A 21710-nucleotide genomic window follows, 5' to 3' on the forward strand; every position below is an offset into this window, starting at 1 on the left:
TTCGCGACCGTCGTCAAACTCGCGCGCGAAACGGCGCGCGGGATGGTCGACTTGTTGCTCCCCTCCGCGTGCGCCATCTGTCATGCGCTCCATCGGGCCGACGCCGACGGCATTGTCTGCCAAGCGTGCCTGGTGCGGATAGTGAAATTAGGCTGGCCCCAGTGTAGCCGCTGCGGACAGCCGCGGTTGTCGGTCGCGATTCCCCTGCCGGTCGAAGCCACGCCGTCGGGGGTGATCCCGCCGTGCCGATGGTGTCCGCGGCTTGCGCCGACGATCCGCGCCGTACGCTCTGCGTGTCGCATGGATGAGGGGACGGGCGCAGCGCTGGTGCACGCGCTCAAGTACGACGGATGGCATGCCGTCGCGGAGCCGATGGCCCGGCGCATGGCCCGCCTTGAATGGCCGGACGACGTCATCCGTGAGCGGACCGCCCTGGTTCCCGTTCCGCTCTCAGTCACCCGACGCCGCGAGCGCGGCTACAATCAGGCGGAGGAACTCGCCCGCGCGTTGTCCGCTCACTGGCGCCTACCCGTATGGGCCGACGTTCTTGAGCGCCGACGGAATACCAGATCGCAGGTGCAGTTGACACCGTCGGAGAGGGCGAGCAACGTTTCCGGTGCGTTCGTGGTTGCAGGCCGCGCGAACGCGCGTCTCCGTGGGGCACATATCGTGCTGGTAGACGATGTCATCACCACCGCGGCGACGATCAACGCGTCCGCTCAGGCTCTCGCCGACGGCGGCGCGCGCATTATCTCCTGTGTGACATTCGGACGGGCGCCTGAACCGGGCGACCGCGCCGTTTCTGACTACGACTTTCTCCGGAACTGACACGAATGGCTATTCGCGTAGGCATCAACGGCTTCGGCCGCATCGGCCGCCAGGTGCTTCGCGCCGCCAAGCAACAGGGCGTCGCTGACCTCGACTTCGTTGCAATTAACGACCTGACGGATACCGCCACGTTGGCGCACCTGTTCAAGTACGACTCGGTGCATGGGCGGTACGACGGCGAGGTCAGTCATGATGCCGAGAGCATCACGATCGACGGCGATCGCATCCGCATTCTCGCCGAGCGCGACCCGGCCAAGCTCGGCTGGGGCGAAATGGGCGTCGATATCGTACTCGAATCGACTGGCCGTTTCACCGTCGCCGCCGATGCGCAGAAGCACATGGACGCCGGCGCGAAGAAGGTCATCATTTCGGCGCCGGCCACGAATGAGGACATCACGATCGTGATGGGTGTGAACAGCGACAAGTACGATCCGGCGTCGCACCACATCATCTCCAATGCGTCGTGCACGACCAACTGCCTCGTGCCGATGGTGAAGATCATTCGTGACAACTTCGGATTCGTGCACGGTTCGATGGTCACGATCCACAGCTACACGAACGATCAGTCGATCCTTGATCTGCCGCACAAGGACCTGCGTCGCGCGCGTGCGGCCGCCGTCTCGATGATCCCGACCACGACAGGGGCGGCCAAGGCCACGGCGCTCGTGATTCCGGAAGTCAAGGGCAAGATCGACGGCATTGCGGTGCGCGTGCCGACGCCCGATGTCTCGCTCACCGACCTCACCTGCGTGGTCGAACGCAAGGTCACGAAGGACGAAGTCAACGCCGCCTTCAAGGCTGCGTCGGAGACGTCACTCGTGGGCATCGTCGGCTACAGCGAGGTGCCTCTGGTGTCGATCGATTATGTTGGCGATCCGCATTCGTGCACGCTCGATGCGCTCAGTACGATCGTCATCGATGGCACGCTCGTGAAAATCTCCGGCTGGTACGACAACGAGTGGGGCTACTCGTCGCGGTGTGTCGACCTGTTGCGTTTTGTCGGCGCACGACTCTAATCGCTTCGACGTTTCTTCGCCCGTTCGCGTGTTTCTCCACGAGCCCCGGTGCCTGCGTGCCGGGGCTCGTGCGTAGGAGCACCGGTCGCACGCGGTCTCACTCCCGTCGTATTTCCTCGCCATGACCACTCGCACCATCCGCGACCTTTCCGCGGCGGATCTCGCCGGCCAGCGCGCGCTCGTTCGCGTCGACTTCAACGTCCCGCTCGACGAGGCCGGTGCGGTCAGCGACGACACACGCATTACCGCCGCGCTGCCCACGATCACGACGCTGCTCGATCAGGGGGCGAAGGTCGTGTTGCTCGCGCACTTCGGTCGGCCCAAGGGGGCGCCGGACGCCAAGTATTCGTTGGCGCCGGTTGCCGAGCGATTGAAGCAACTGCTCCCGCGTCCCGTGCAGTTCCTTGGTGAGACGATTGGAGCCGCCGCTGTGTCCGCCACGCATGCACTGCACAATGGTGAAGTCCTGTTGCTCGAGAACACGCGCTTTCTCGACGGCGAAGAGCGGAATGACGATGCGCTCTCGCGTCAGCTCGCGGAGTTGGGGGATCTGTACGTCAACGACGCCTTTGGTGCGGCGCACCGGGCGCACGCCAGTACCGCTGGCGTGGCGAAGTACTGCCGACCGGCCGTTGCCGGTCTGCTCATGGAAAAGGAGCTGGCGTACTTGGGCGGCGCGCTTGCCGATCCGAAACGTCCGTTCGTAGCTATCCTCGGCGGCTCCAAAATCTCGGGCAAGATCGACGTGGTCGAAGCCCTGCTACCCAAGGTCGACTATTTGCTGATCGGCGGCGCGATGGCGTGCACGTTCTTTCGCGCGATGGGTTTTGAAACGGGCACCTCACTCGTCGAGCCAGATCGACTCGACATGGCGAAGGATCTGCTCGCGCGGGCGGGGAATACGCTCGTGCTTCCCGTTGACGCCGTGATCGCGCCGTCGATGGACGCGGGAAGCGCGGCGCGGGTGGTCGGTCGGGAGTTGATTGTCGCCGGTGAGGCCATGTTCGACATCGGGCCAGCCAGTACGGAGCACTATTGCAGGCTGATCGAGTCGGCGCGTACGGTGCTCTGGAACGGACCGATGGGGGTGTTCGAAAAACCGCCCTTCGACGTCGGCACCCGCGCGGTGGCTCAGGCGATGGCCGTGGCCACCGATCGCGGCGCCACCACGATCATCGGCGGTGGGGATTCGGCCGCTGCCGTGACCGACGCCGGTCTCGAGTCAAAGATGTCGCACGTGTCCACTGGCGGCGGTGCGTCGCTCGAGTTTCTCGAGGGGAAGGACCTGCCCGGCGTGACCGCGCTCGACCTTCGCTGATCGGCGCTCGTCGCGCACTCATTCAACTACAGGTCATCTGCCTCTCATGCATCACAAGCCGGTCATCGCTGCTAACTGGAAGCTCAATCACAGCCCCACCGACGCGAAGGCATTCCTGCAGCGGTTTCTCGCGCAGGCGCCGAAGATGAACGACCGGACGCTGGTCTTCTTCCCGTCGGCGATCACGGTGACGACAGTCGTGGAGGGACTGCGCGAGCGTCCGGACATCTGGGTTGGCGTCCAGAACGTGCACTCGGAAGCGCAGGGAGCCTTCACCGGTGAGAACTCGGTGCTGATGGCGCGGGATGTGGGAGCGCGGGTGGTGCTCGTGGGACACTCAGAGCGACGGCACGTGTTCGGAGAGACCGATGCGATGACGACAAAGAAAATGGCCCTTGTCTGTCAGGCGCGCCTGGTCCCGATGCTCTGCGTCGGCGAGACCCTCGAGGAGCGCGAAGCCGGTGCAACGACCTCCGTCGTGGAACGGCAGTTGTCGGCGGGGTTGGCGGAGCTCGATGACAGCCAGGCAGGTGGGATCATGCTCGCCTACGAGCCCGTCTGGGCCATCGGAACCGGGCGGACCGCGACGCCTGAGGACGCCAGCGCGATTCACAGTGTGTTGCGCGCTGCGATTGGTAGCCGACTGGGCGCGAAGGCCGCCGCTGGCGTCCCCATTCTGTACGGCGGTTCGGTGAACCGCGGGAACGCCGCCACCCTGCTCGCGGCACCGGACGTCGATGGATTGCTTGTTGGTGGTGCGTCGCTCGATGCCGACAGCTGGGCGAGCATCGTTCGCAGCTAGTCCTGCGCCACACCCCACCCGCTCTCTCGCAACTGTTGGGTGGGGAAGGACTTGCCTCGGCACATTCCCTCCACCATGTTTTATGGCTGGCGCGATTTTCGCGCATGCTGACCGCACTCGATTCCGGCTTCGTGACATGTACACGTTCCTGCTGACTCTGCTCATCCTCGACGCGATCGTCCTGGCGATCGCCGTGCTCCTCCAGTCCGGTAAGGGCGGTGGGCTCGCGGCGAGCTTCGGAGGAGCCAGTTCGTCGTCTGATTCCGTGATCGGTACGCGTCAGGCCGGCAACTTGCTCACCAAGGCGAGCTGGTGGTGCGGTGGCGTGTTCCTCGGCTTGGCGTTCATCCTGCAGGTGATGTCGTCGCGTGGTTCGGCGCCGAAGTCGGTGCTCGACAAGCTGGCGGCACCCACGACGCCGTCGTCAGCGCCCGCCGGCGGGGTGGCTCCGGCCGCCCCCCTTACTCAGCAGCCTGCGGCCCCGGCCGCGCCGGCAGCGCCCGCCAAGCAGCCGTAACCGATACGTGCGCACGTTGCCTCCCAAGGGGTTCCTCCTCCTCGAGGACGGAACCCTTTTTCTCGGCCGGCTTGTCGGACCGACAACGCCCACCGTGGCCGAAGTGGTGTTTACCACCAACATGACCGGATATCAGGAGGTCTTTACCGACCCCTCATATCGCGGCCAGACTGTCGTGCTCACGGCGCCGCAGATCGGCAATTACGGCGTCAATACTGAGGATCCCGAATCGGCTCGGCCGCAGGTTGCCGGCATCGTCGTGCGTGAACTGTCTCCGACTTATTCGAACTGGCGAGCCACCGGTGGCTTGCGCGAGTGGCTCGAGGAGCATCAGGTGCCAGCCCTTACAGAGGTCGACACCCGTCGCTTGACCAAGCACCTCCGCTCTGTCGGCGTCATGCGCGGCGTGATCGGGCTCGGCGAGACGCCAACCCGCGAGGCGCTGACTGTGCTCGAAGGCTGCCCGAGCATGGAAGGGCTCGACCTTGCGACCGTGGTGTCTACCCGTGAGACCTACTCCTGGGGTAAGTCGGACGCGACGTATCACGTCGTGGCCTACGATTACGGGATCAAGCGGAATATTCTTCGGCTGTTCGAGGCGCACGATTGCCGCGTGACCGTTGTGCCGGCGGACACGCCAGCCGATCGCGTGCTCGCGATGAACCCAGATGGGGTGTTCCTGTCGAATGGGCCAGGCGACCCGGATGCCGTGACCTACGCGCCGGCCGCCATCCGTGAGATCGCCGCGAGCCGGACGCCGATGTTCGGGATATGTCTCGGTCATCAATTGATCGGTCTGTCGTTCGGAGCGCGCACCGAAAAGATGCCGTTTGGGCATCGGGGCGGAAACCAGCCGGTCAAGGATCTCGCGACCGGCAAGGTGTTGATCACGTCGCAGAATCATGGCTTCGCTGTGGTCGGATCGATTGACGGGGTCGAGGGAGCGCCCGATCTCGCGATTACCCATGTCAACCTCAACGATGGCACCGTTGAAGGACTCCGTCACCGGACCTTGCCGATCTTCGCTGTCCAGTACCATCCGGAAGCAGCGCCGGGACCGCACGACGCGGTTCCCCTGTTCGATCAGTTTCTCGACGCACTGAAAAATCGTCGTCCGTGAAGTGACCCAAACGCTTGACTGATAAGCACTAAGGTCATACGTTCGGTTCCTTCGCTTGATCTTCGATGCGTGCCGGACGCCCCCAGAAGCTGGGCCGGCACGTCGACCCCTTGGTAGAGTCCATGACGAAAGCCGATCTGGTTGAGAACGTCACGGCGCGCATCGCGCAGACGGCCGGACCGACCATCTCCAAAAAGGATTGTGCGCGGGTAGTCGACGCCTTCCTCGATGCCATCAAGGAAGCCCTTCAGGAGCAAAAGAATATCGAAGTGCGTGGTTTCGGCACGTTCAAGATCCGACAGCGGAAGACGCGCATGGCGCGCAATCCGCGGACGGGCTCGCCTGTCGAGGTCTCGGCGCGTCCCGTCCCAGTGTTCAAGCCCAGCAAGGAGCTGCGTGCGATGGTAGCAGGTGTGGATGTAAGCATGCTCGAGGATGACGACATCGAGGAGATGAACGAGGCGTAGTCTGTCTCCATTCGATTCTGCCCCCACTGCAACGCCCCACTGCAACGCCCCACTGCAACGCCCCGCCGCGCGCCGCGCGAGCGGGGCGTTGATATTACGATAGCTCACGGAACCGAACGGCATCTGATCGGCTATCTTGTATATCACATGAGCATTCCAGTCCTTCTCTTCGCGTCCTACGCCGACGCCTTCGGCTCTCGTTGCCTCGACGTACCCCTCGAGGCGCCGTGTCTGGTGGCCGATCTCGTGTGTGTCATCCGATCGATGCCGGGCGGTAATAGTCTCCCCACAGCACCGCTGGTCGCGGTAAACCGCACCTGGGTCCGTGAAGGTGCCGCCGTGCAGGTTGGTGACGAGGTCGCGCTGATTCCTCCCGTGGCGGGGGGATGACGGTGCCCGAGAGCGTTGTGTTGCATGTGGCCATCGTGAACGGGCCGATCGACGTCGGCGCGCTGTTGTCGAGGGCGCAGGCTCCCGGCGTGGGCGCGGTGTCGGTGTTTCTGGGCACCGTTCGCGACCTGAATGACGGGCGACCGGTTAGCGGCATGGAGTACGAAGCCTATGAGTCGATGGCCGAGTCGGAGCTGCGGGCCATCGCGGACGAGACCTGCGGGCGCATCGCTGGATTGCGACTAGTGGTCGAGCATCGCGTGGGCGTGCTCGATATTGGTGAGGCCAGTGTGGCCATCGTCGCGGCGCATGCCCACCGTGCACAGGCCATGGACGGCGCGCGTGATGTCATCGAAGCGCTCAAGCGACGCGTGCCGATCTGGAAGCGCGAGCACTACGTGAGCGGGGATCGCGAATGGATCGATCCGACCACGGTGACGGCGTGACACTCTCCGACGCTTCCGTTGCCCCCGTTCTCGGCGAATCGCGCGATCAGTTCGGGCGAAAGATCGAGTACCTGCGCATCTCGGTGACCGATCGCTGCAACTTTCGTTGTCAGTATTGCATGCCGCTGGAGGGTCTCCCTTGGCTGCCGAAAGCGGATATTCTGCGATATGAAGAGATCGCGGATGTCGTGCGTCAGCTCGCCCCGATGGGTCTCCGACGGCTTCGCATTACGGGGGGCGAACCCACGATCCGGCCGCAGCTTGCGACGCTCGTGCGAATGTTGCGTGACATCCCCGGCATCGAGGATATTGCGCTGTCCACGAATGGCGTGAAACTGCCCTCCATGGCGGCTGAACTTGCTGACGCCGGTCTCGATCGCGTGAACATCAGCGCCGATTCGTTGCGTCCTGAGCGTGTGGTGAAGATTGCACGACGGGATTTGCACTTTGATCTAGTCGCCTCAGCGCGCGCCGCGCAGGCCGCGGGTCTTGGCCCGATCAAGATCAACGTGGTGGTCATGCGCGGGATTAACGATGATGAAATCGCCGACTTCGCCGCGCTGACAAGGGACAATCCGTGGCACGTGCGGTTCATCGAGCTCATGCCGGTGGGGGAGTTGCGCGAGCTCACGTTCGATCATGTCGTCCCCACAGACGAAGTGCTGTCGCGCATCCGGGCGGTCGATGCGTTGGCTCCCGATGCCGGCCCGTCGCGCGGGAACGGTCCTGCCGTCTATTACCGTTATCCCGATGCGGCGGGTACGGTCGGCGTGATTACCCCGATGACGCACACGTATTGCGAGCGGTGCAACCGGGTGCGTCTCACGGCTGATGGGCGCTTGCGTACCTGTCTGTTTGGTGACCATGAAGTCTTGCTGCGCGACGCGATCCGTACCGGGGTGCCGCTCGGACCGCTGTTTCTCCAGGCGCTGGCCGAGAAGCCGAAGGCGCATGAGTTGCTGCAGATGCGCGTCGGTGGTCTCCGCGCGCTGAGTCAGGTCGGCGGCTAACCGCTTCGCCGGTCACCCCCTCGACGGTCACCCCCTCGACGGCACAATGCGCAACGAGCGAGACCGTTCGTGTTGCTCGCGTCGGTGCAGCACTCTATTATGCGAAAGCTGTCTTCTTCGCAGCGACGACCAAAGGCTAACCGTCTAACTTCGATTTAGCCTGTGTGTCGCTCCTTCGCATCATTTAACTTCGCTCGGACACCCGTTCGGAGAACCGGCACAACATGGTCAATAAGATCACGGTCGTTGGCGCGGGCAATGTCGGCGCCACGACGGCGCAGCGCATCGCCGAAAAGTCCCTTGGTCGCACGGTGGTGATGGTCGACGTTGTCGACGGCATCCCGCAGGGCAAGGGACTCGACCAGTGGCAGTCGGCGCCCGTCGAAGGATTCGACACGCGCGTCATCGGCACGAACGGCTATGAGGAAACGGCCGGATCGGACATCGTCGTCATCACCGCCGGTATCGCCCGCAAGCCGGGGATGTCACGTGACGATCTGCTCAATACCAACGCGGGCATTGTGAAGTCGGTGTCCGAGCAGATCAAGGCCACGTCGCCGGACGCGATCGTGATCGTGGTCTCGAACCCGCTCGACGTGATGTGCTACGTCGCGAAACAGGTCACGGGCTTTCCGCGCGAGCGCGTGATCGGCATGGCCGGCGTGCTCGACACGGCGCGGTATCGCGCGTTCATTGCCGAAGCGCTCGACGTGTCGGTGCGCGACATTCAAGCCATGGTGCTCGGCGGACACGGCGACACGATGGTACCGCTCATTTCGTATACCACGATCAGCGGCATCCCGGTCACGCAGCTGATGCCGCGTGAGCAGCTCGACGCGATCGTGCAGCGCGCGCGCGACGGTGGGGCCGAAATCGTGAAGTACCTGAAGACGGGCTCAGCGTATTATGCGCCGTCGTCGGGGGCGGTCGAGATGGTCGAGGCGATCGTCTACGATCGCAAGCGCATCCTGCCGTGTGCGGCGTGGCTTGAAGGCGAGTACGGGCTGTCCGGTCTGTTCCTCGGCGTGCCCTGCAAGCTCGGTCGCAACGGTCTCGAGAAGATCCTTGAAATCGACCTGACCGACGACGAGCGCGCTGCGCTCGAACGCTCCGCACAAGCCGTGCGCGAGCCGATGTCCGTGATCTCCCTCTGATTCTGATAGGACCGGCGCGATCACCACGGTGAGCGCGCCGGTTTCTTCTTCTGCCCCCGCATATGCACGTTCTCTCGCGTTTCTGGCAAAGCACGATCGGCAAGAAGATCGTGATGGCGGTGACCGGGATCATCGGGATCCTGTTCGTCATCGGCCACATGTCCGGCAATCTGCTCATGTTCAAAGGGCAGGAGGCCATGCACCAATACGCGCTCCTGCTACGCACGAGCGTACCGTTGCTTTGGGCCGTTCGTATCGGTCTGCTTGCCGCCGTTGTGCTGCACGTGCTCGCGGCGTATCAGCTCACGATGCGCTCGCGCGCCGCGCGCCCGCAAGAATATGCAGAGCGCCGTCCGCAGGTCACCACGTTCGCGGCGCGCACGATCCGCTGGGGCGGCGTCCTGCTCCTGGTGTTCATCGTGCTCCATCTGCTGCAGCTCACCGTCGGTGTAATCCATCCGGATTTCACCGATCTCGATCCGTACACCAACGTGCGTGTTGCGTTGTCGAATCCGCTGGTGGCGGCGTTCTACCTATTGGCGATGGCTGCGCTCGGCTTGCATCTGTACCACGGCAGTTGGGCCGTCGTACGGACGCTCGGCGTGGCCCGACCATCGGCGCATCCCCTCAAACGTCGTATTGCGTTGGCTGTGGCGATCATCGTCGCGGCCGGCTTCATGATCATCCCGATAGCCGCCGTGCTCGGCAAGTTTGCGCCGGCGCCACCGCTTGCCGAATCGTCGGCGGCCACTGCGCTGGCGACGCCTGCTGCGGAGACCCACTGATATGCTCGACCTGAACCCGAAGATTCCGAGCGGTCCCCTCGAGCAAAAGTGGGATCAGCATCGGTTCTCGATGAAGCTGGTGAATCCGGCCAACAAGCGCCGGCACAGCGTGATCGTCGTCGGCGCCGGCCTCGCCGGCGCGTCCGCCGCCGCCACGATGTCGGAGCTCGGCTACCACGTCTCCTGCTTCGTCTTCCACGATACGCCGCGCCGAGCGCACTCGATCGCCGCGCAGGGCGGCATCAACGCCGCGAAGAATTATCAGAACGACGGCGACTCCATCCGCCGGCTGTTTTACGACACGATCAAGGGGGGTGACTTCCGCGCCCGTGAAGCCAACGTCTACCGGCTCGCGCAGCTGTCGGTGAATATCATCGATCAGTGTGTCGCGCAGGGCGTGCCGTTTGCCCGCGAGTACGGCGGGCTCCTCGCCAACCGCTCCTTCGGCGGTGCACAGGTATCGCGTACGTTCTACGCCCGTGGCCAGACCGGACAGCAGCTGCTGCTCGGCGCATACTCGGCGCTCGAACGTCAGGTCGCGCTCAAGGGCGTACAGATGCACACGTTCGAAGAGATGCTCGACGTCGTGGTCGTAGACGGTCATGCGCGCGGGATCGTAACGCGCAATCTGCTCACCGGTCAGATCACGTCGCATGCCGCCGATGCGGTGGTGCTGGCGACGGGCGGCTACGGCAATGTGTTCTATCTCAGCACGAACGCGATGTTGTCGAACACGACCGCCACGTGGCGCGCGTACAAGAAGGGCGCGGCGTTCGCGAACCCGTGCTACACGCAGATTCATCCGACCTGTATTCCCGTGAGCGGCGACCATCAGTCGAAGCTGACGCTCATGTCGGAATCGCTCCGCAACGACGGGCGCGTCTGGGTGCCGATCAAGCGCAGTGACAACCGCGCGGCGTCGGCGATTCCGGAGTCGGAGCGCGATTATTTCCTCGAGCGCAAGTATCCGAGCTTCGGCAACCTCGCACCGCGTGACATTGCGTCGCGTGCCGCCAAGGAAGCATGCGACGATGGTCGCGGCGTCGGTCCCGGCGGTCTCGGGGTGTATCTCGACTTCGCCGATGCGATCAAGCGTCTTGGCAAGAGCACGATCGCTGAGCGATACGGCAATCTGTTCGACATGTATCAGCGCATCACGGATGAGAATCCGTACGACCAGCCCATGCGTATCTATCCGGCCGTGCACTACACGATGGGTGGCTTGTGGGTAGACTACAACTTGATGAGCTCTATCCCCGGCCTCCACGTCGCTGGCGAAGCGAACTTCTCCGATCACGGGGCAAACCGGCTCGGTGCGTCGGCGCTCATGCAGGGCCTGGCCGATGGGTACTTCGTGCTGCCGTACACGATCGGTGATTACATCGCCGGTACCAAGCTCGCCAAGGTCGACAACACGCACGCTGAGTTCCGCGCCGCGGAAGAGTCGGTGCGCGCGCAGACGAAGCGTTTCCTCGACATCAAGGGAAAACGCTCCGTCGACTCCTTCCACAAGGAGCTCGGCCGGATCATGTGGGAGCACTGCGGCATGGCGCGCACCAAGGAAGGACTCACCGAGGCGCTCAAGCTGATCCCGGCGCTCAAGGAAGAGTTCTGGAGCAATCTGAACGTGCCCGGCAGCGGCGACACGCTCAATCAGGCGCTCGAAAACGCTGGACGAGTAGCAGACTTCATCGAACTCGGTGAACTGATGTGCCGCGATGCGCTCGAGCGCGAAGAGTCGTGCGGTGGTCACTTCCGCGTCGAATACCAGGAGGCGGGCGAAGCGAAGCGCAACGACGATGACTTCGCATACGTCGCGGCATGGGAGTTCGCCGGCGAAGGCAAGACGCCGATTCTGAACAAGGAACCGTTGGTGTACGAGAACGTGCACCTCTCCACCCGGAGCTACAAGTAATGAAGCTCACTCTGAACGTCTGGCGTCAGCCGGCCTCGCAGGCTCCGGGCAAGCTCGAGACGTACACGCTCGACGGTGTCAGCGCGGACATGTCGTTCCTCGAGATGTTCGACCTGCTCAACGAACAGCTCACGGCCGAAGGGAAGGTGCCGGTGGCCTTTGCGCACGACTGTCGCGAAGGCATCTGCGGCTCGTGCTCCATGATGATCAACGGGCAGGCACACGGACCGTGGGCGGGCGCGGCGACCTGTCAGCTCCACATGCGTGCGTTCAAAGACGGCGACATCATCACGGTCGAGCCGTGGCGGGCGTCGGCGTTTCCGATCGTGAAGGACCTGGTGGTGAATCGCGGTTCGTTCGACCGCATCATCCAGGCGGGCGGGTACGTGTCGGTGAATACCGGCGGGGCGCGTGACGCCAACTCGATCCTGATCGGCAAGGACACGGTCGAAGAGGCGATGGACGCCGCGGCCTGCATCGGTTGCGGTGCCTGTGTGGCGGCGTGCCCGAACGCCTCAGCGTCGCTCTTCACGGGCGCCAAGATCACGCACCTCGGCATGCTGCCACAGGGCCAGCCGGAGCGCGACCCGCGGGCGCTGGCGATGGTCGAGCAGATGGACATCGAGGGCTTCGGGCACTGCACGCTGGTTGGTGAGTGTCAGGAAGCCTGCCCGAAGGAGATCAGCATCGATGTCATCAAGAAGATGAATCGAGACTACTTGGTGGCAAGCGCCAAACGGCAGGAGTCCAAGACGGCAACGGCCAGCTGAGTCGCGCTGCGGCCGCGGCCACAAAGGACGTGGGCGCGCTGCTTCAGCAACGCGCTCACGTTTTTTGTCGTATGTTCAGGCATGTGCGTACTCTCCTCACTCCGCTCGGCTGTTCTCATTGTGGCTGCGCCGCTCGTGGTCGTGTTCATCGTGGGATGCGCCGAGCGCGCGCCGGTCCCTCACGCCGGTAATGCCGAACGCGGTCTTGCCCTGATGTCGGCGTTCCGCGATTCGTTGCCGGAGCACAGCGGGAATGCGCTGCGCTGTGTGAGTTGCCATCTCGACAACGGCACGCGACCGAGCGCCATGTCGTGGCAGGGCACGGCGGCGCGCTATCCGCGATACCGGGCGCGTCCCGGCTATGAAGAGACACTGGCCCGCCGCGTGAACGAGTGTGTTGCTCGCAGTTTGGCGGGTCGTATGTTGCCCGAGGATGGCCAGGAGATGCGCGACATGCTGGCGTATCTTGAAACGCTGCGTGCGCTGCCTCGCCCGGCACCGGTCGATTCGGTCAAGCTGGTGGGCGTGGTCGCGCGCGGTGACGTCGGATATGCGGGGCAGTGCGCTCGCTGCCATGGGGCCAACGGCGCGGGCATGACGGTGGCGCCGGCGGTGTGGGGGGCGGACAGCTATTCAATCGGGGCCGGCATGGCGCGCCAGCACACGCTGGCCACGTTCCTGCGCCACAACATGCCTTATGATCGTGCCGACACGTTGACGGCCCGCGAGGCGGCCGACATCGCGGCGTACATACTTTCGCTCCCGCGGCAGGACCATCCCGGCAAAGCGCGCGACTGGCCCAAGGGCGACCCGCCGCCCGACGTGGCGTATGCGACCGAGGCGGCGCTCAAGGCTGGGAAACCGATGCCGACGGTACGCCCCCTAATCGACCGCCGCGTTTCACCTGACTCGAGCCACAGGTGACGCCGCCCGACGTGCTTACCCGTCTTTCCCGACGGTCATCGACGCTTTGTCCAGATCAAGATTGTCCCGCACCCCGTCGAGGAAGAAAGATCAAACTCCGGCGGATGTCCGACGGGTGATGCGTACACCTCCACCGCTAAGATCGACTCGGGTGGCACCGCAGCGTCGAGATCGGCGAATGAGCGAGATTTCCCCAGGGCGGGAAGGACCGATTCGACGACGAAGGGTGCTCCGTCCACGAAGTAGTTCGGAATGCAGCGGCCCGCACTGAACGCTCGAAGAGATGGCATACTGCGACCGCGAGACGTAAAACCCAGCGTGACGCCTCTCGCTTGCGCAAGCAACGGACCCAGCTCCAACCCTCCGAGCTGCTTCAAGGTCTCCGGGCCGAGAAACGTTCCGAATCCGGCGAGTCGGCGGGCCTCGAAACCCGCTGGTAGCAACCCGCCGGATCGGCCGACGATACGTTGCAGGGTCAGCGGGAAGGGAAGACGTGGGATCGTTATCGACAGTACCGTGTCACGTGCGACATCGACCGACTGCCAATGCTCCAGATAGCCTACGCGCGAAACCCTGACAGATTGCGATCCAGCGGCCACCACGAGTGCTGCGCGTCCCACGGAGTCAGACCACGTTCTGCTCGATGCGCCAGTCGTCGAAAGGTTGGCATCAGCGATCGGCAGACCATCATTTGTCATGACCGAAAGGGAGAGCCGCCGCTGCCCCGTCCGCACGTGGATCGGGACATGAACAAAAGAGAGACCGGCGAGAGTGACCTGTACGGGCAACGACGACCCCAAAGGCGTGCTCGCGTCAATCCGAATGGGTTGCCCGGCCGGAACATTGCACCCCACAAAAACGGCACCTCGCTGTAGGGTGAGCGACAGCGATACCTCAGCAGCGTCCTTCTCTACCCATGTGAACTTGACGAATCCTGAATCCGGTCGTGTGCTATCACCGAGTAAGACTCGGCCGATCAACAGGCCGGCCCCGTCCCCGAGGGAAGCGCCACAGAGCATAGCGTGCATCGACCGAACACCGGGTACCGCGAGCACCGTCGTGACTTCGCCCGTTTCCGGAACGTCGATCCACGATGAGGGGAGGGTGACGTCGAGCGAATCAAGCAGCGAATGCATCACGGCGATCGCATGGCGACCCGCCGGTACGCTGTCAAACGCGAATCGTCCCAGACTGTCCGCATCGGACCACCGGCGTAAGCCAGGCAACGTCACGATGGCTCCGCCAAGCGGACGCGCGGTACCGGACAGCGAGTCCATGACGACACCGGTGATTCGGCTTTGCGCAGGCAGCGGATGGCTCAGAGCCAGCAATCCGATGAGCAGCGCGGTGCTCGTCGCACCCGAGAGCTCGACGATCGTCCGCACGACTAACGCAGCTCGCGAGATGGGAATCATGTGCGCTGTACGTGAGTAGTCGGAATCCGCCAAGATCTTCACCCACCCGCGCGCAATTTTCGGCGCTCTTCTGGATCGAGGTACTTGAGAGGTATCGTGGCTGGGCGGAACCTGTCAAGGAAAATGAGACGGGCGAGTGAAGAGTGTAGTGAGCAGTGCTACCCGATGACCGCCGTCTGGTCCTCCGCTTTGTTGATCCACACTTCCGCGATGCGCGTCCGCCCACAGCGTCGAGATCGGCGAAAGCGCGAGCGTGACTCCTCGCGCTTGCGACAGTAACGAACCAAGCTCCGTCACAGCGGAGAATCTCGGCGAGTTTCTGATGATTCACGCGGCGCTCCGAGGCGGCGGACCAGCGCCGACGGTCACCGCGTAAAGCTGTTCGCGGCGGCGTATCGGGTTCAGGCGTTGCCGTTTCCGAACCCGTCGTCGACAATGAACTCGACCAGATTCGGCACACCGCTTTCGATCGCCGCCCGCATGACACGACCGATATCGTCCGGATCGGTCACGCAACGCGCGGCGAGGCCGAATCCCCTGGCCACGCCGGCAAAGTCGATCGGCGGATCGCGCATATCCATCCCGACGAAGCGATTGGAGTGACGGCCGGCCACGAGTCGCTCTTTGATGATCCGATAGCTGCGGTTGTTGATGATCACGTAGGTAATCGGCAGCTCGAGATGCGCCGCCGTCCAGAGCGCCTGGATGCCATACATCGCACTCCCATCGCCAACCATCGCCACGACGGGACGTCCAGGTTGCGCGAGGCTGATGCCAATGGCGCCCGCCATCGCGAAGCCCAGACCGCCGCTGGCCAACCCGTAGAAGCTTTGCACATCACGCATGGGGAGAAAGCGGGCCAGCGCGGGCGCCGCTGTCAGCGCTTCTTCCACCACGATGGCATTGTCGGGCAACGCGTCGACCACACACATCATCAGCACGCGTGGATCAATGGGCATCGACGTGGCGTGCACGCTGGCTTCCCCGCGCGCCTGCAGGCGACTGGATATCCAGTTAGAAGCAGATAGTGCGTGAAGGCGCTGCCCGGCTGCGCTCTGGTGCTCTGCGGTTTGTCGCGCTCGCAGCACCGGCAGCAGCGCGCGCAACGTTTCTTTCACGTCCGCGCGGATCGCCAATGCCGTGTGATAGTTCTTGCCGAGTTCCCAGTCGCGTTCCGTGAGGTGTACGACGGGCAGGGAGTCAGGCAGTGGATTGACCGTACTGTACGGCGACATGCGCAGCAGATCGGCGCCGAGACACAACAGCAGGTCGTGCGGCAACAGCGTCTCTCGCACCTTGGTCTGGTTGCGCGTCAAGTCGCCCATGCATGCCGGATGACTGGACGGAAAGCGGGCGTTGTAGGGCACAGGCTCGTGGTACACTGCCGCGCCAAGCAACGTCGCCAGCTCGCTGGCTTCGTCGAACGCGTCACGGTTGGCCAGTTCGCGACCGGCAATGATCACCGGCCGCGCTGACGCGAGCAGCGTATCCGCCAGGTGAATCAACGCCGCGTCAGAGGGTCGAGTGGCGGCATCGACGCGAGTGCGACTGCCGAAATCGAGTTCCGTCTCGTCATCCAGGATGTTGCCCGGCAGACTGATGAATACGGGGCCAGTGGGCGGCGTCATCGCGATCTTTGCGGCGCGTCGCACGATGCGCGGCAGATCCTGAACGCGTGTCACCTCGACGGCCCACTTCACGAGTGGCTGCGCGATGGGCACCAACGGCTCATACAACAGCGGTTCCTGCAGGCCATAGCCGATCTCGTACTGTCCCGCCGTGATGATCAGCGGCGACCCGGAGAACTTCGCGCTGTACAGGGCACCCATGGCATGACCAAGACCCGGTGTACAGTGCAAGTTGACTGCGGCGAGCCGGTGCGACGCGCGCGCGAAGCCATCGGCCATGCCGAGTACCACCGACTCCTGCAACCCCAACACGTACGTGAGCTGCGGGAATTGCGGGACCGCTTCCATGAGCGCCAGCTCGGTGGTGCCGGGATTACCGAACAGATGGGTGACCCCCTCATCGATCAAGAGCCGCAGAAACGCGTCACGGCCGGTCGTGCGTTCGTGTATGTGCATCTCAACGCATCGTGAACGGATTGGCGCTTGCGGCACCAGTGTTGATCCAAACGCTTTTCACCTGCAGGTATTCGCGAATTGCATCGATCCCGTTCTCCCGACCCAGCCCGGAGTCCTTGTACCCGCCGAACGGTGACATATAACTGAGCGCGCGATAGGTATTGACCCAGACGGTGCCGGCCTGAATGCGCTCCGACATACGGAAGGCCCGACCGATATCACTGGTCCACACGCCAGCTCCGAGACCGAATCGGGAATCGTTGGCGATCTGCACTGCGTCGTCTTCGTCGGTGAACCGGATGATCGACAGGATGGGTCCGAACACCTCTTCCTGCGCAATGCGCATGGTGTTCTTGACGCCCGAGAAAATGGTAGGCTCGATGAACCAGCCGTTGCCGCACTCCGGACGAGTGGCCGGCGCACCGCCCACCAACAGCTCGGCGCCGTCCTGCCGGGCGATATCGATGTAGCGCAGCACTTTCTCATATTGCGGTCGCGTGGTAATCGGACCCACCTGCGTATCGAGACTCATGGGGTCACCCATGCGCGCGGTGCGCGCCAGCGCGGTGAGCTTCTCGACGAACTGATCGTGAATGCTGTCCTGCAGCAAGAGCCGCGATCCCGCAATGCACGTTTGTCCAGTGGCCGCAAAAATGCCAGACACCGCGCCGTTCACCGCGTCGTCAAGGTTGGCGTCAGCAAATACAATGTTGGCCGACTTTCCGCCCAACTCGAGACTCACATGTTTGAAGTGTCTGGCGGCGAGCTCATTGATGGCTCGACCGGTGGTATCCGAACCGGTGAACGCGACCATCCTCACGAGTGGATGTTCGATCAACGGCGCACCAACCTCGCTGCCGAAGCCCGTCACGACATTCACGACGCCAGGAGGGAATCCTGCTTCCGCAACCAGCTTCACGAACTCCAGTGACGATGCCGACGTGAACTCGGACGGCTTGAGCACCACGGTGCAGCCGGCAGCGAGCGCCGGCGCGATCTTCCAACTGCTCAGCAGCAGCGGTGAGTTCCATGGCGAAATGGCGGCGACCACGCCGCGCGGCTCATTCCGTGTAAAGTTGAAGTACCCCTTCTTGTCCAGCGGAATCACCGTTCCCTGTACCTTGTCGGCCAAGCCACCATAGTAGTAGTACCACTGCGGCAGGTAGCGGAGCTGCGCCGCCATCTCGGCGATCAGCTTGCCATTGTCGCGCACTTCATATTCCGCCAGCTTGCGGGCGTCGCGTGCGATCAGGTCGCCCAGCGTGCGTAACAAGGCCCCACGCTGGCTGGCGGTGAATTGCGGCCACGGACCGGTTGTGAACGCCGTGTGCGCGGCAGTGACGGCGCGATGCACATCGTCCGCGTTACCCTGTGCAACCTGACCCCAAACGTCGCCAGTATAGGGGTTGTAGCTATCAAACCACTTTCCGGAGCTGGCGTCCGAAAATTGGCCATTGATGTACATCTGGTAGCGCTGCATCGTTTCGGCTCCTAAGCTCCCCATCATGTCTGTACGTCCCCTGGATGGTATCACCGTGCTGGCGCTGGAACATGCAGTCTCCGCGCCGATTTGCACACGTCACCTGGCCGATCAGGGTGCCCGTGTGATCAAGATCGAGCGACCGGTGGTCGGCGATTTTGCTCGTACGTACGATACGCGTGTGCTGGGGCAATCGTCCTACTTCGTGTGGGCGAACCGCTCCAAGGAAAGCCTGACCTTGGATGTGAAGCACGCCGACGCGCGGCCGCTGGTGAACGCGCTGCTGGAACGCGCCGACGTGCTCGTGCAGAATCTGGCACCGGGAGCGGCCGCGAGGTTAGGCCTTTCCTTCAACCAATTGACCGAGCAGCATCCCAGTCTGATCGTCTGTGATATCTCTGGTTACGGAAACGTGGGCCCCTACCGCAACCGGAAAGCCTACGACTTGCTGGTGCAGGCCGAAGCCGGACTGGTGGCCGCAACGGGCGACGGCGAAATGATGGCGCGCGCTGGCTTCTCGGCGGCTGATGTCAGCGCGGGCATGTACGCGTATGCCGGCGTACTGAACGCTCTCCTGTTGCGCGGTCGCACGGGGCAGGGTTCACACATTGACGTCTCAATGATGGAAACGCTGGCCGAGTGGATGGGCAATCCGATGTACTACACGCACGACGGGCAGGCGTCTGCCCCGCGAAGCGGCGCGTCGCATCCCAGCATTGCACCGTACGGTCCGATGCTGGCCGGTGACGGTCGGCTGCTGTTGCTGGGCATTCAGAACGAGCGCGAATGGCATCGCTTCTGCACCGACGTGCTGGGCGACCCGCAGCTCGCCGCCGATTCGCGCTTCTGCAATAACACGGTGCGCACTCAGAACCGTAAGCTGCTCGACGACAAGATCACCGCATGCTTTGCTACTCTCACGGTACATGAAGCTGAGGCACGACTACAGGAAGCGGAGATCGCCACCGCCCGCATCAACAGTCCTGCCGATTTATGGCAGCACCCACAATTGTTGGCGCGCGCGTGCTGGACCACAGTGGTAACGCCAGCCGGGCCGATACCGGCGCTCCGACCTCCAGCACCCAACAATTGCTACGAGGCGCGAATGGACCCGGTGCCTTCATTGGGTGAACACACCGATGCGCTGTTGGCCGAACTCGGCTGCGACCGTGCGCGCATCGCCGAACTGCGTGCGGCAGGGGTGGTGTGATGCCGCAGAACGCCGGGGACGTCAACCTGCGCGACTGGATCGGTCGCGAGCAGGTAGCGGAAGACACGATCACCACCGCGCCAATCGCGGCCTTGTCGGCCACGCTCGATCGCGATGACCTCGCGCCGCGCGATGGAGACGCCCTGCCGCCACTCTGGCACTGGCTGTTCTTCCTGTCGCGCACCCCCATGCGCGACGTCGGCCTCGATGGTCACCCAACGCCCGGCGGGTTCATGCCGCCGGTGGGACCGACCCGACGCATGTGGGCGGGCAGTCGGCTCACGTTCGCGCATCTGCCCCGCGTTGGTGAAGCGGTGCGGCGCGTGTCGCGCGTTGCCGACGTCCAGGAAAAATCCGGTGCGTCAGGTCGGCTCGTATTTATCACCGTGCAGCATGACCTCCACACCCCGCGCGGTCTGGCGATCAGTGAAGCCCAGGATATCGTGTATCGCGATGCGCCAACGCCGGACCGGGCCAACGCCACGCCGACCGCGCCCCAAGCCGCGCCGCCATCAGCCTTCAGCCGCGTGATCACTCCCGACCCCGTCCTGTTGTTCCGTTATTCGGCACTGACCTTCAACAGTCACCGCATCCACTACGACCGTCGCTATGTCACCGACGTTGAAGGCTATTCCGGCCTCGTTGTGCACGGTCCGCTAATTGCCACGTTGTTGTTGGACCTGCTGCGTCGCGAGAAACCTGAGGCACTGGTGCAAACCTTCAACTTCAAGGCCCATCGGCCCCTGTTCGATACCGCGCCGTTCAGCATCCACGGACACGCCGACAGCGCAACGAGCTACCGTCTCTGGGCCCTTGACGATCAGCGTCAGCTTGCCATGCAGGCGTCAGCCACCATCGAGTGAACGAGAACATTTCATGACACCCCCCAACGACTACCAGGATATTCGCGACGCCGTGCGCGCGCTCTGTGCTGAATTTCCCGACGAATATCATCGCAAGGTCGACGAAGAGCGTGCCTACCCCCAGGCCTTTGTCGAGGCGTTGACCAAAGCGGGATGGCTGGCCGCGCTCATTCCGCAGGAATACGGCGGTTCGGGCCTTGGTCTGGCCGAAGCGTCGGTGATCATGGAAGAGATCAATCGCGCTGGCGGCAACTCGGGCGCGTGTCATGGTCAGATGTACAACATGGGCACGCTGCTGCGTCACGGCAGCGCAGCGCAGAAGCAGCAGTTCTTGCCGCGCATTGCCTCCGGCGAGTGGCGCCTGCAATCGATGGCGGTGACCGAGCCGACCACGGGATCCGATACGACCGGCATCCAGACCACGGCGGTCCGGCGCGGCGACCGGTACATCGTTAACGGACAGAAGGTCTGGATCTCGCGTGTGCCGCATTCCGATTTCATGATCCTGCTCGCCCGCACGACGCCTTTGGCGGACGTCGCGAAGAAGAGCAAGGGCATGTCGGTGTTCCTGGTGGACTTGAAAGCGTCGATCGACCACGGCATGACCGTGCGGCCGATCCGCAACATGGTCAACCACGAAACCGCTGAGCTGTTTTTCGACAATCTGGAGATTCCAGCGGAGAACATGATTGGCCAGGAAGGGGATGGCTTCAAGTACATCCTCGACGGACTGAACGCTGAACGGACGCTGATCGCCGCGGAATGCATTGGCGATGGGCATTGGTTCATCGATCGCATCACGAAGTATGCGAAAGACCGCGTCGTATTTGGTCGCCCGATCGGCCAGAACCAGGGCGTGCAGTTTCCGATCGCCGAAGCGCACATCGAGGTCGAGGCGGCGAGCCTGATGCGCTGGGAAGCGTGTCGCCTGTACGACGCGCACCTGCCGTGTGGTGCGCAGGCGAACATGGCCAAGTATCTGGCGGCAAAAGCCAGTTGGGAGGCGGCCAACGCCTGCCTGCAGTTCCATGGCGGCTTTGGGTTCGCCAGCGAGTACGATATTGAGCGTAAGTTTCGCGAGACGCGCTTGTACCAGGTGGCGCCGATTTCTACCAACTTGATCCTGAGCTATGTCGCAGAACATGTGCTGGGCCTGCCACGTTCGTATTAAGCGCGCGATGCGCATGCCGGAGCGA

Annotated in this window: 20 protein-coding genes and 1 pseudogene; 19 read left to right on the plus strand and 2 right to left on the minus strand. The window is 63.4% G+C overall.

Annotated features, from left to right (window positions below):
- Window positions 1-42: 42 nt before the first annotated feature.
- From ACLL97_RS18660 to ACLL97_RS18735, 16 genes and pseudogenes are all read left to right on the plus strand, one after another.
- Window positions 43-174: pseudogene (locus ACLL97_RS18660) on the plus strand (double zinc ribbon domain-containing protein); the annotation flags it as partial.
- Between the two features lie 126 nt (window positions 175-300).
- Window positions 301-828, plus strand: a complete 528-nt coding sequence (locus tag ACLL97_RS18665; protein ID WP_411282016.1) for a ComF family protein — start codon at window positions 301-303, stop codon at window positions 826-828.
- Window positions 829-833: 5 nt separating this feature from the next.
- Window positions 834-1844: a type I glyceraldehyde-3-phosphate dehydrogenase gene (gene gap, locus ACLL97_RS18670; protein ID WP_411281985.1), complete on the plus strand. Its 1011-nt coding sequence runs from the start codon at window positions 834-836 to the stop codon at window positions 1842-1844.
- 121 nt (window positions 1845-1965) lie between these two features.
- Window positions 1966-3162 (plus strand): phosphoglycerate kinase, encoded by a 1197-nt coding sequence (locus ACLL97_RS18675; RefSeq protein WP_411281986.1) that lies wholly within the window; start codon window positions 1966-1968, stop codon window positions 3160-3162.
- Window positions 3163-3208: 46 nt separating this feature from the next.
- On the plus strand, window positions 3209-3964 hold the full coding sequence (gene tpiA / locus ACLL97_RS18680; protein ID WP_411281987.1) for a triose-phosphate isomerase: 756 nt from the start codon (window positions 3209-3211) through the stop codon (window positions 3962-3964).
- Window positions 3965-4046: 82 nt separating this feature from the next.
- A complete protein-coding gene (gene secG, locus ACLL97_RS18685) occupies window positions 4047-4481 on the plus strand; it encodes a preprotein translocase subunit SecG (protein WP_411281988.1) in 435 nt (144 codons plus the stop codon).
- Between the two features lie 7 nt (window positions 4482-4488).
- A complete protein-coding gene (carA, locus tag ACLL97_RS18690) occupies window positions 4489-5601 on the plus strand; it encodes a glutamine-hydrolyzing carbamoyl-phosphate synthase small subunit (protein ID WP_411281989.1) in 1113 nt (370 codons plus the stop codon).
- Window positions 5602-5723: 122 nt separating this feature from the next.
- Window positions 5724-6068, plus strand: a complete 345-nt coding sequence (locus ACLL97_RS18695; RefSeq protein ID WP_411281990.1) for an HU family DNA-binding protein — start codon at window positions 5724-5726, stop codon at window positions 6066-6068.
- A gap of 147 nt (window positions 6069-6215) precedes the next feature.
- Window positions 6216-6458 (plus strand): MoaD/ThiS family protein, encoded by a 243-nt coding sequence (locus ACLL97_RS18700; protein WP_411281991.1) that lies wholly within the window; start codon window positions 6216-6218, stop codon window positions 6456-6458.
- The gene (locus tag ACLL97_RS18705; protein ID WP_411281992.1) at window positions 6455-6904 is read left to right on the plus strand and encodes a molybdenum cofactor biosynthesis protein MoaE; all 450 of its coding nucleotides are present in this window, start codon (window positions 6455-6457) and stop codon (window positions 6902-6904) included. Before ACLL97_RS18700 ends, ACLL97_RS18705 begins: the two co-directional genes overlap by 4 nt.
- Window positions 6874-7914 (plus strand): GTP 3',8-cyclase MoaA, encoded by a 1041-nt coding sequence (gene moaA / locus ACLL97_RS18710; protein ID WP_411281993.1) that lies wholly within the window; start codon window positions 6874-6876, stop codon window positions 7912-7914. The genes ACLL97_RS18705 and moaA overlap by 31 nt, the downstream gene beginning before the upstream one ends.
- 224 nt (window positions 7915-8138) lie before the next feature.
- Window positions 8139-9068, plus strand: a complete 930-nt coding sequence (gene mdh, locus ACLL97_RS18715) for a malate dehydrogenase (protein ID WP_411281994.1) — start codon at window positions 8139-8141, stop codon at window positions 9066-9068.
- A gap of 62 nt (window positions 9069-9130) precedes the next feature.
- Window positions 9131-9853 carry a succinate dehydrogenase cytochrome b subunit gene (locus ACLL97_RS18720; protein ID WP_411281995.1) on the plus strand — a complete coding sequence of 241 codons (723 nt, stop codon included), beginning with the start codon at window positions 9131-9133 and terminating at the stop codon, window positions 9851-9853.
- A 1-nt stretch (window position 9854) separates the two neighbouring features.
- A complete protein-coding gene (locus ACLL97_RS18725; protein ID WP_411281996.1) occupies window positions 9855-11768 on the plus strand; it encodes a fumarate reductase/succinate dehydrogenase flavoprotein subunit in 1914 nt (637 codons plus the stop codon).
- Window positions 11768-12538, plus strand: a complete 771-nt coding sequence (locus ACLL97_RS18730; RefSeq protein WP_411281997.1) for a succinate dehydrogenase/fumarate reductase iron-sulfur subunit — start codon at window positions 11768-11770, stop codon at window positions 12536-12538. The genes ACLL97_RS18725 and ACLL97_RS18730 overlap by 1 nt, the downstream gene beginning before the upstream one ends.
- A gap of 120 nt (window positions 12539-12658) precedes the next feature.
- Window positions 12659-13462: a c-type cytochrome gene (locus ACLL97_RS18735; protein ID WP_411281998.1), complete on the plus strand. Its 804-nt coding sequence runs from the start codon at window positions 12659-12661 to the stop codon at window positions 13460-13462.
- A gap of 1816 nt (window positions 13463-15278) precedes the next feature.
- Here the strand turns inward: ACLL97_RS18735 and ACLL97_RS18740 are convergent.
- The gene (locus tag ACLL97_RS18740) at window positions 15279-16955 is read right to left on the minus strand and encodes a thiamine pyrophosphate-binding protein (protein WP_411282017.1); all 1677 of its coding nucleotides are present in this window, start codon (window positions 16953-16955) and stop codon (window positions 15279-15281) included.
- A 7-nt stretch (window positions 16956-16962) separates the two neighbouring features.
- The gene (locus ACLL97_RS18745; protein ID WP_411282018.1) at window positions 16963-18441 is read right to left on the minus strand and encodes an aldehyde dehydrogenase; all 1479 of its coding nucleotides are present in this window, start codon (window positions 18439-18441) and stop codon (window positions 16963-16965) included.
- Between the two features lie 25 nt (window positions 18442-18466).
- Here ACLL97_RS18745 and ACLL97_RS18750 point away from each other — a divergent pair, with 25 nt between their 5' ends.
- The 3 genes from ACLL97_RS18750 to ACLL97_RS18760 are packed head-to-tail and all read left to right on the plus strand — an operon-like array spanning window position 18467 to window position 21685.
- Entirely contained in the window at window positions 18467-19651 is a 1185-nt protein-coding gene (locus tag ACLL97_RS18750) for a CaiB/BaiF CoA transferase family protein (RefSeq protein WP_411281999.1), read from the plus strand.
- Window positions 19651-20514, plus strand: coding sequence for a MaoC family dehydratase N-terminal domain-containing protein (locus tag ACLL97_RS18755; protein WP_411282000.1), 864 nt, complete (start codon window positions 19651-19653; stop codon window positions 20512-20514). The genes ACLL97_RS18750 and ACLL97_RS18755 overlap by 1 nt, the downstream gene beginning before the upstream one ends.
- Window positions 20515-20527: 13 nt before the next feature.
- Window positions 20528-21685, plus strand: coding sequence for an acyl-CoA dehydrogenase family protein (locus ACLL97_RS18760; protein WP_411282001.1), 1158 nt, complete (start codon window positions 20528-20530; stop codon window positions 21683-21685).
- Window positions 21686-21710: the final 25 nt, after the last annotated feature.

Source organism: Gemmatimonas sp., from assembly GCF_046594945.1.
Taxonomy (GTDB): domain Bacteria; phylum Gemmatimonadota; class Gemmatimonadetes; order Gemmatimonadales; family Gemmatimonadaceae; genus Gemmatimonas.

Bases quoted from the DNA above. Each gene is read 5' to 3' on its own strand.
- gap (WP_411281985.1), top strand. From the start codon at position 834: ATGGCTATTCGCGTAGGCATCAACGGCTTCGGCCGCATCGGCCGCCAG.
- mdh (WP_411281994.1), top strand. From the start codon at position 8,139: ATGGTCAATAAGATCACGGTCGTTGGCGCGGGCAATGTCGGCGCCACG.
- tpiA (WP_411281987.1), top strand. From the start codon at position 3,209: ATGCATCACAAGCCGGTCATCGCTGCTAACTGGAAGCTCAATCACAGC.
- ACLL97_RS18705 (WP_411281992.1), top strand. From the start codon at position 6,455: ATGACGGTGCCCGAGAGCGTTGTGTTGCATGTGGCCATCGTGAACGGG.
- ACLL97_RS18665 (WP_411282016.1), top strand. From the start codon at position 301: ATGGATGAGGGGACGGGCGCAGCGCTGGTGCACGCGCTCAAGTACGAC.
- ACLL97_RS18675 (WP_411281986.1), top strand. From the start codon at position 1,966: ATGACCACTCGCACCATCCGCGACCTTTCCGCGGCGGATCTCGCCGGC.
- ACLL97_RS18695 (WP_411281990.1), top strand. From the start codon at position 5,724: ATGACGAAAGCCGATCTGGTTGAGAACGTCACGGCGCGCATCGCGCAG.
- ACLL97_RS18730 (WP_411281997.1), top strand. From the start codon at position 11,768: ATGAAGCTCACTCTGAACGTCTGGCGTCAGCCGGCCTCGCAGGCTCCG.
- ACLL97_RS18725 (WP_411281996.1), top strand. From the start codon at position 9,855: ATGCTCGACCTGAACCCGAAGATTCCGAGCGGTCCCCTCGAGCAAAAG.
- ACLL97_RS18745 (WP_411282018.1), bottom strand. From the start codon at position 18,441: ATGCAGCGCTACCAGATGTACATCAATGGCCAATTTTCGGACGCCAGC.
- ACLL97_RS18755 (WP_411282000.1), top strand. From the start codon at position 19,651: ATGCCGCAGAACGCCGGGGACGTCAACCTGCGCGACTGGATCGGTCGC.
- ACLL97_RS18760 (WP_411282001.1), top strand. From the start codon at position 20,528: ATGACACCCCCCAACGACTACCAGGATATTCGCGACGCCGTGCGCGCG.
- ACLL97_RS18700 (WP_411281991.1), top strand. From the start codon at position 6,216: ATGAGCATTCCAGTCCTTCTCTTCGCGTCCTACGCCGACGCCTTCGGC.
- secG (WP_411281988.1), top strand. From the start codon at position 4,047: ATGGCTGGCGCGATTTTCGCGCATGCTGACCGCACTCGATTCCGGCTT.
- ACLL97_RS18750 (WP_411281999.1), top strand. From the start codon at position 18,467: ATGTCTGTACGTCCCCTGGATGGTATCACCGTGCTGGCGCTGGAACAT.
- ACLL97_RS18720 (WP_411281995.1), top strand. From the start codon at position 9,131: ATGCACGTTCTCTCGCGTTTCTGGCAAAGCACGATCGGCAAGAAGATC.
- moaA (WP_411281993.1), top strand. From the start codon at position 6,874: ATGGATCGATCCGACCACGGTGACGGCGTGACACTCTCCGACGCTTCC.